Origin of the sequence: Exiguobacterium sp. TNDT2 (assembly GCF_003331145.1) — a bacterium.
Lineage (GTDB): Bacteria > Bacillota > Bacilli > Exiguobacteriales > Exiguobacteriaceae > Exiguobacterium.
This window is the reverse complement of sequence record NZ_QLVE01000063.1, coordinates 1-2,760: the sequence shown is the minus strand read 5'-3', so window position 1 is coordinate 2,760 and position 2,760 is coordinate 1. Positions and strand designations below refer to the sequence as shown.

At 48.1% G+C, this 2,760-nt stretch carries 2 protein-coding genes; both read left to right on the top strand.

Annotated elements, in window-relative coordinates:
• The first annotated feature begins 220 nt into the window (after positions 1-220).
• Positions 221-1,540 (top strand): IS21 family transposase, encoded by a 1,320-nt coding sequence (gene istA / locus DPV68_RS14765; protein ID WP_232819672.1) that lies wholly within the window; start codon positions 221-223, stop codon positions 1,538-1,540.
• A 100-nt stretch (positions 1,541-1,640) separates the two neighbouring features.
• Positions 1,641-2,357, top strand: coding sequence for an IS21-like element helper ATPase IstB (istB, locus tag DPV68_RS14760; RefSeq protein WP_029595512.1), 717 nt, complete (start codon positions 1,641-1,643; stop codon positions 2,355-2,357).
• The last annotated feature ends 403 nt before the right edge of the window (positions 2,358-2,760 follow it).

Sequence of the window (2,760 nt, the reverse complement as noted above, 5' to 3'; positions counted from 1 at the left end):
AAAGAAGATCCATGCTCACAAGTTTTAAGTCGTCAAAATCTTCTTGGAGCCGGTCAGGAAGGCGTCGAAGTGTGTAATGCAAAATAGGAGTGCAGAAGTGTGCAACGGAAACGTACACAACTCTGCACTCCTATTTTAGAAAAGAAAAAGGACTTGCCAGCAACCATAATCTCACCCTAACGTTTAAGTTGCGACACAAGAACGTTAGGAGATGGAAGGAATGCTAGCAATGTCCGATATCAATTGTATCAAATATCTGAGAAACCACAAATCACATTCGATCAATCGAATCGCTAAAAATCTAGACCTCAACTGGAGGACGGTAAAAAAATACGCGGATTCAGCTCAACTGCCGAGTGAAACCATTCGCCCCAAGAGAGGCATGATGTACGGAACGAAATGGGGCGAGATGGTCGAGGATTGGTTGACCGAGGATCAGATGCTTCGGAAAAAGTTGAGACGAACGAATAAAAAGATTTATGAAACGCTGGTGGCGAACGGATTCGAGGGCTATTATCGAACGGTCTGCAATTTCATCAAGAGCTGGCATATGACAAGCGAAGAGGAAAACGATACAAGGCATGAACGACTGCAGCACCCTCCGGGTGAGGCGCAGGTAGATTTCGGGACGATGGAAGTCGTCAAAGATAGTCATGCGGTCGATGTGAAGTGCCTCGTCATGAGTCTGCCCTTCAGCAACCGTACGGCAGCCGTCGCCCTCCCTGCAGAAAACCAAGAGTGCTTTCTGACGGGACTCAAAATGCTTTTTGAAGAAATCGGTGGAGTGCCGCAACAACTCCGAATTGATAATCTCCCCGCCGCAGTCATCCAACCGCGAACGACGAGGGAAGAGGCGATCTATACTGATGCTTTCCTGCAGTTCATGGCTCATTATGGATTCCAAGTCCAAAGCTGTAATCCTTACAGCGGGAACGAGAAAGGAAGTGTCGAGAACAAGGTCGGATACGTTCGATACAACTTTCTTGTCCCGGCCCCTGTCATGCATGATTACGATTCGATGAACCGACAGCTCGCAGTCTCCCTACGGGACGACATGGAGCGAGTGCATTACGAAAAGCATGTGCTGATCCGTGAGTTGTTCGAAGAAGAGCAGAGACATCTATTGCGATTGCCGCAAGAAGACTTCCCCGTCTTCAAAGAAGAACTGTTCAAGGTGAACAAGTACGGCGAAATAACGATCGATAAGACGAAAGTCTTGATCCCTTCAGGGGCTCGTCATGGGCAAGTACGCGCCATCTTAAGGTGGGATTCGATGAAGATTCTCTCACTTCACGGAGAAATCCTCTACGAAGAAAAACGTCCCTACATGATGACAAAGCGTGCGCTCCCATGGGAAAACATCATCAGCACTTGGCACAAGAAGCCGAGAAGCTTCGGGCACTCCCGTTATTCCGAATATCTGCCGGGTAGAATCAAAGAGTACCTGGGCGTACCCAACTTACTCGTTCGGCAGGAAAGACTGGCCTGCTCGCACTCTATCCAATCCTCGAGATCAATGAACGCCTATACGAGCTACTGAGCGAGGACGACGATCCAGCCGTGGTTGAGGACCATCCTTATGATGTGGATTGGAGCAAGTACGATAGCCTGAATCGGCCTTGGGGAGAAGGTGGTGCAGTATGAGCCTAAAAGAAATGTGCAAATCGCTCCGCCTTGCCTATGTCGCTGAAATCTATGAATCGATTCCAACGGAATCCCCTGAAAAGTTTCTCACGGAGCTTTTCTCGATGGAAATGCGCCTCCGCGAGGAAGCGAAAGCGCAACGGTTAATCAAAAAGGCAAAATTCATCAACAATAAGTCACTAGACGACTATCATTGGGGCAATCACATCTACTTCCCAAAGCATTTAGATAAGGACGAACTGACCTCACTGAATTTCGTCGAGCACTCACAGAACGTCGTTCTGACAGGGTCCCCGGGTACAGGAAAGACCCATTTGGCCATCGGGCTCGGGAGAGAAGCTTGTCACAAAGGTTATGAGGTGAGGTTCTTCCGGGTCTCTGAACTCGTCGAGCAACTTAACAAGGCCTGGCGGGATGGAAAACTAGGCAACTTCCATTCTCGTCTCGAGTCGGCAGATATGATTATTTTAGATGAGATGGGATATCTCCCTCTCACAAAAGAATCTGCGGAACTTCTGTTTCATCTCATCACCGACTGGTACGAGCGAAAGAGCCTGATCATCACATCCAACCTTGAGTTCAGCCAATGGAATCGCATCTTTGGCGACGCGCGCTTGACTGCGGCACTCGTCGATCGCGTCATCCATCACGCTCACATACTAAACTTTACAGGTGACAGTTATCGTGTCACGCATGCGTTGTCGAAACACTAAAACCCAGCTGGCAAAGTTCTGTACTTTTCGTTGCATTATTGTGCACATTTGTATTGCAAAATACAGTCGAAGCAATACCTCCGTCATCTCGTCCATCGTCTGTTGATCTAGTTGGTAACTGTCCATCTGAATCTTCCTCTCCTGTTGATAGCCTCATGATACCTCGCATCCAAGCAGACAACATCTCGCCTAATTTCACGTAAGCCCTAGGGCTTGTTTAGAAAACATGCTCATTTTCAATAAACAAACCGTGTTTTCACTTCTGTCATTTCATCAAATAGTCTTCTTACGAGACAGACCAAAACAACGTCCAACCTTCACACACGAACCATCGCGTTTTCGTCATGCGAAAACGACCCTTTTCCGGATCCCGCTCTATGGATCCAGGCGAGAGCAACGCGAG

Bases quoted from the DNA above. Each gene is read 5' to 3' on its own strand.
- istA (WP_232819672.1), top strand. From the start codon at position 221: ATGCTAGCAATGTCCGATATCAATTGTATCAAATATCTGAGAAACCAC.
- istB (WP_029595512.1), top strand. From the start codon at position 1,641: ATGAGCCTAAAAGAAATGTGCAAATCGCTCCGCCTTGCCTATGTCGCT.